Annotated in this window: 4 protein-coding genes; all 4 read left to right on the forward strand. The window is 36.9% G+C overall.

The features are described from left to right. Positions 1 to 157: 157 nt before the first annotated feature. The 4 genes from GQR45_RS11075 to GQR45_RS11090 all read left to right on the forward strand — a co-directional run bounded on the left by GQR45_RS11075 (position 158) and on the right by GQR45_RS11090 (position 5,761). Entirely contained in the window at positions 158 to 2,527 is a 2,370-nt protein-coding gene (locus GQR45_RS11075) for a GGDEF domain-containing protein (RefSeq protein ID WP_165725920.1), read from the forward strand. A gap of 413 nt (positions 2,528 to 2,940) precedes the next feature. Continuing rightward, positions 2,941 to 3,828, forward strand: a complete 888-nt coding sequence (locus tag GQR45_RS11080; RefSeq protein ID WP_002961689.1) for a LysR family transcriptional regulator — start codon at positions 2,941 to 2,943, stop codon at positions 3,826 to 3,828. A 54-nt stretch (positions 3,829 to 3,882) separates the two neighbouring features. Continuing rightward, positions 3,883 to 4,647, forward strand: coding sequence for a YdcF family protein (locus GQR45_RS11085; RefSeq protein ID WP_165725921.1), 765 nt, complete (start codon positions 3,883 to 3,885; stop codon positions 4,645 to 4,647). A gap of 100 nt (positions 4,648 to 4,747) precedes the next feature. Beyond that, the gene (locus tag GQR45_RS11090; protein ID WP_165725710.1) at positions 4,748 to 5,761 is read left to right on the forward strand and encodes an IS110 family transposase; all 1,014 of its coding nucleotides are present in this window, start codon (positions 4,748 to 4,750) and stop codon (positions 5,759 to 5,761) included. Positions 5,762 to 6,000: the final 239 nt, after the last annotated feature.

A 6,000-nucleotide genomic window follows, 5' to 3' on the forward strand; every position in this document is an offset into this window, starting at 1 on the left:
GGGATTAGCCATTGTTATTACTTACAATTAATTAAAGTCATTCGTCATAATAATTTACAGCCAATTAAAACCACTCATCGCTTTATTTTGTACAAAATCTAAGATTAGGTTAACTTAGCTACGTATTTAAAAATAAAAAGAATAATATAAATTGCCTATGTCTTACAAAAATAATGCCTCAAGAGCACTTGAGATAAAAACTGATCAACTGAGTATTATTAATCAATTTTCATCAAGCTTATTGCAACTAGACACACTAGACGAGCTATTTGAGTATGTTACAACGCACGTTGTTAACCGTTTAGGATTTGTTGATTGCGTTATTTACCTTGCCGATAACAATGCTTATACATTAAATCAAGTTGCATCGATGGGTATTGCTCACGCCCGAGACAAATATCAAGCCGAACGTAAAGTAATACGTTTTAGTGAAGGAATTACTGGAGCTGTTGCAACTACTGGTAAAGCCGTAGTTATCGATGATGTAACAAAAGATAGCCGTTATATCGCAGATGAGCGCCCTGCCCAATCAGAACTATGCGTCCCTCTTATATATAAAGAACAAGTTTTAGGTGTTATTGATTGTGAGCACCCTATTAAAGGCTACTTTACAAACGCACACCTTGAAATTCTTACAACAGTTGCCCACTTACTCAGTGCTAAAATTAACCAGGTAAATACGGTAAATAACTTACAAAAAACAGTTGAGCAACTTAACAATGCACAAAAATTAGAAAATAGCTTATTACAAATAGCTAACCTAACCTACAAAGCTAACGACTTAGATACCTTCTTTGAAGCCTTGCATTCAATTATCAATAACTTACTTCCTGCTGATAACTTTTTTATCGCTTTATATGACAAAAAAGTAGATATACTTGACCTTGTTTATATAGTCGAAGAAGGCATAAACACTAAAACACATCAAAAAATATCTAAAGAACAGCTAAAAGACACTGCTTCATATTACCTACTGCAAACAGAGCAAACCTTATTACTCAATAAAGATGCCTTTCAAAGTCATATTGATAACGGTGATTTTAAAATGGTAGGTAGACAATCAGAGTCTTGGTTGGGTGTTCCATTTAAAACAAGTGATCGTATAAGCGGTGTTATTGTTGTACAAAGCTACGATAAGACACTGCAATACAACGAACACGACAGCGCTCTTCTAACTTACGTAAGTCGTCAAATAAGTATGGCAATTGATAGACAACTAGCCCGACAAGAGCTCGAGCATAAAGCATTGCATGACGAGCTTACCGGCCTTGCTAACCGCTCATTACTCATTGAGAGAATAAAGCATGCTATTTTACGTTTAACGCGCGCTAAAAAAAGTACTAGCCATGCCCTGCTGTATCTAGATTTTGATCGTTTTAAAAGTATAAATGATTCGCTAGGGCATGAAGTCGGAGACCATTTTCTTATAAAAATATGCGACTTAATTAAAAGTACAGTACGAAGCACGGATACATTTGCTCGTTTAGGCGGTGATGAATTTGCTATATTTATGGAAAATATCACACATAAAAACCAAGTTAATGAAGCTTTAAACAGAATTAAAAGCGCATTATCAAAACCTCTAAATGTAGATAGCCACTTACTTCAAGCTTCTACTAGTATTGGTATTGCCTATACCGACAACATAAACGATAAAGCTTATATATTACTGCAACAAGCTGATGCTGCTATGTATGAAGCAAAATCCACCGGGCGTGGACAAGTTAAGTTTTTTAATAACACGATGCGTAAAAAACTTAAAACCCATGCCGATATCGAAAACGACTTGCAACACGGTATAGAACACAACGAATTTGAACTCTATTTTCAGCCAATTTTTACAATTACCACAAGTGAAGTTGTCGGATTTGAAGCACTTGTGCGCTGGCATCATCCAAAAAAAGGATTTGTACCACCTAATGACTTTATACCGATAGCTGAAACTACAGGGCAAATTATAAATCTTGATTTACATTTACTTGATTTAGCCGCTCAGCAGATTTCTAATTGGCACCAGCAAGGTCATCGCTTTTTGAAAGTAACGGTTAATGTATCGTCACGACATTTTGCAAGCCTCGATTTTGTAGCGCAAATACATTCTATTTATAATAAATACCAATTACCTCTGGGTTCTTTATGTTTAGAAATTACCGAATCAGGCTTAATAGAAAATCTAGAACTCGCCACTCAAATAATAGAAGGTCTTTCACCTTTAAAAGTAAAATTGTGCCTTGATGATTTTGGAACGGGTTATTCAGCACTGGGCTACTTGCACCAACTGCCTATTCATATTTTAAAAATAGATAAAAGTTTTATTGACCACCTACAAGATTCCACCAACCCACTTGTTGAAGCCATTTTATCACTTGCGCAATCATTAAAACTTGAAGTTGTTGCTGAAGGGATAGAAACACTTGAACAATTAGCCATTTTACAATCCACCGCGTGCGACTATGGCCAAGGTTTTTTAAAGTCAAAACCGGTCACAGCCAAAGAAGCCATATTACTTATTAATAAGCCTTTATAAAAAGAGCCAGCGAGTTGGTCGCTGGCTTAGGTATTACGTATATACTCATCCATTAACCTAAACTAAAGCTAAAAAGCAAAATGACTTTAGTTTTTAAACCACAACCTAAAGTAACCATTCCCCACCCCACACAGTTATTTATATAGTCAAAATTCACACTGAGGTGAAGCACACCGCAATCGATATACTTAAAATACAACATGAAGCAAACTCATCTAAAACTCATCAAACCAGTTTTTGAATGACTTTTATCGTTACTAATTTTAATATTTTCGCGATTCATAGCAACAAACTGCAATAAACCACAATAAATCGCAAACTTTTAGCCATCTAGACGTTGAAACGTTTTTTATATAGGCGTAGTATGTGGTTAATCTGAGCTGAACTCACTTTTCCCATGAGAATTTTTAAAGATGATTGGTATTAAACATTTAAAAACCATAGCAACCCTAAAAGAAACAGGATCTTTGGTTAATACAGCACGAGAGTTATTTTTGACACAGTCTGCTTTATCTCATCAAATCAAAGATTTAGAGAATAAATTAGATTGCCAATTATTTGAGCGTAAAACTCAACCAGTCCGCTTTACCCCTCAGGGAATGCTATTACTTGAGTTAGCTCACGAAATATTACCAAAAATGGAAGCGACTAAATGCCGTTTGAAAGAAAGCTTAAATCAGCCTATTTCTCAACTGCGTTTAAGTGTGGAATGCCATGCATGTTTTCATTGGTTATTGCCTACTATTAAAGAATTTAATAACTTTTGGCCTGATATAAAAATTGATTACGAGCGCGGCTTTAGTTACGACGCTATTCCTGACTTACTAAGCGATGAGCTCGATTTAGTTTTAACATCTGACATACGTGAACCCGACACATTAGAGTACGCGCACTTATTTGATTTTAAATTGAAGCTTATTGTGGCACCGGATCATGAACTTGCTAAAAAAGCGTATGTAACAGCGCTTGATTTAAAAAACGAAACTATTATTTCATACCCTATCCCGCGTGAACGCCAAGATATATTTAAGCATTTCATTCAAAATGCACGTTTTGACGGTACGTTAAAAACGGTTGACCAAGGATTACTTATTTTTCAACTAGTAAGTGCCGGCATGGGCGTTGCCGCTTTACCTGATTGGCTAGTTACACCTTATGAAAGCCAAGGCTTAATTAAATCAATTCCTTTGGGCGCTCTTGGTCTTACTCGTCCTATGTATTTAGCGATGAAAAAAGACATGAAAGATAACCCTGTTTATCGTCACTTTTTAAATACGTGTAAGCTAAATAACGGTCGATAATCATCAATATAATGAGTAATATCGCTGTAATTAACTCTACAGCGTTTAACTCTTATGTTTGTTATTAAAAAAATGATTGGTGGCTTACTTATGCCACTGCCTCTATTGGGTTTATTTGCGTGCCTGATGCTCCTACTCGCATTTAAAGGCCGCAAATCAGCTCTCTTCTTATCTACTTTAAGCTTAATTGTATTACTTGCATTGAGCACACCCTTTATCGCCAATTTAATTATCCAAAATAATGAACCTGCGTCGCTTGCATTTAATACCCTAAAGCATCCAAAAATAGACAAAATAGTTGTACTAGGTTGCGATATAAACCCAAACCCTGCACTCAGTGCTAATAATCAATTAGGTAATTGTGCACTAACGCGCTTAGTAGAAGGTGTAAAGCTAGCAAAGCACTACCCTAATGCAGAGCTTATAGTGTCAGGCGGGGGTTATCAAAATACCACTAATAGCGGGCTTATGTATCAAACGGCAATTAGTTTAGGTGTTAATAAGAGTCGTATATTCCAAAACCCAAAAGCAATGGATACAGGTGAAGAAGCTAAGTTACTGGCATCAAAATTAGTCGACTTTAAAGTTGCACTAGTAACATCTGTACTGCACATGCCACGCGCAAAAGACTTATTTAATGCTCAAGGTATTGAAGTCATAACCGCAGCCACTGATTATCATAATTTTGCTGCACTTCCATGGAGCAAACAGTTTATTCCCAATGCTCATGCCTTACTAGTGGTTACGCAATACAGTCACGAAGTAGTAGGAAACACATGGATAAGTTTGCGCCGCTGGATAGATCCAGAGGCACTGTAGCTCATTTCGTCTAACTAACCTGATGTAATGGTCTCCTCCCTATACGGCATCTATGTGCCATGATTAAAGTGGTTACAATAATCAAAGGGAGAAGACCAAAATGAAGATTACAACAATTGGTTTAGACATAGCAAAAAGATTTTTCCATGTGGTGTGCTGCAATGAACAAGGGCGCTTAGTTAAAAAGAAAATGTTAAAGCGTGCGCAAGTGTTATCTTTTTTCCAACAACACACTACGTGTTTAGTTGCTTTAGAGGCCTGTGCAACTTCTCATTTTTGGGCTCGAGAAATCAGAAAATGTGGTCATCAGATTAAGCTTATTCCACCTCAGCATGTAAAAGCCTTCTTAGTTGGCAATAAAAATGATTATAACGATGCTTTAGCAATTAGCGTTGCTTCAAAACAACATCATATTAAGAGTGTCTGTATAAAATCAGTTGAGCAACAAGATAACCAAGCACAGCACAAAGCGAGAGAATTAGCGGTCAGACAAAGAACGGCACTATGCAATCAAATCCGAGGCTTAACTGCTGAATACGGAATTATTTTAAATCAGGGTGTAAACACAATACGCAAAAGTATCCCCCTAATTTTAGAAGATGAAAATACCGGATTATCAGGCGCATTTAAAGCGGTACTAAAGCAGTTAGAAACACAATTGAGTAACTTAGACAGCTGCATTGAAACTTACAGTACATTAATAGTTGAAACAGCAAAAAATAATGATATTTGCCAACGGATCCAAACAATACCTGGATTTGGTCCTATGGTATCAAGCGCCTATTTCAATGAAGTTGGAAATGGCAGTAACTATAAAAGAGGCCGCGATGTTTCAGCGTCTTTAGGTATCGTTCCGCGTCAACACAGTAGTGGCGGAAAAGATACTTTACTTGGGATAAGTAAGCGAGGAAATAGCTACTTAAGGTGCCTGTTGATCCAAGGAGCAAAAGCTGTTGTCTCAAGAGCAAAAACGAAGAATGATAAATTAAGTCAATGGATAAACCGACTGGTTCAAACTCGAGGGCATAATCGAGCATGTGTAGCTTATGCCAACAAGATGGCGAGAATGGCTTGGGCTATTAGCGCTTCAGGTGAGAGTTACTCACCCGTATAAATACTCTTCAAAGAATTGCGTAAGTGGCTAAAACGATGACATAACAGGTCAAACCTGCATATTGAAAACCTATAGAGTTCAGTGGTAGTAAATACCGATAACCTGATCAGGACAATATGCGCGGATTACATCAAGGTCAGAAGTAATAATCTTCACTAAAAGACCGTATATATGACAGCAAACCTGTCCCTGCTATCGTTGAATGACACCTTGCAATACTGGAGGAGACCATATATGAA

This window comes from Pseudoalteromonas sp. SA25, from assembly GCF_011378705.1.
Taxonomy (GTDB): Bacteria; Pseudomonadota; Gammaproteobacteria; order Enterobacterales; family Alteromonadaceae; genus Pseudoalteromonas; species Pseudoalteromonas arctica.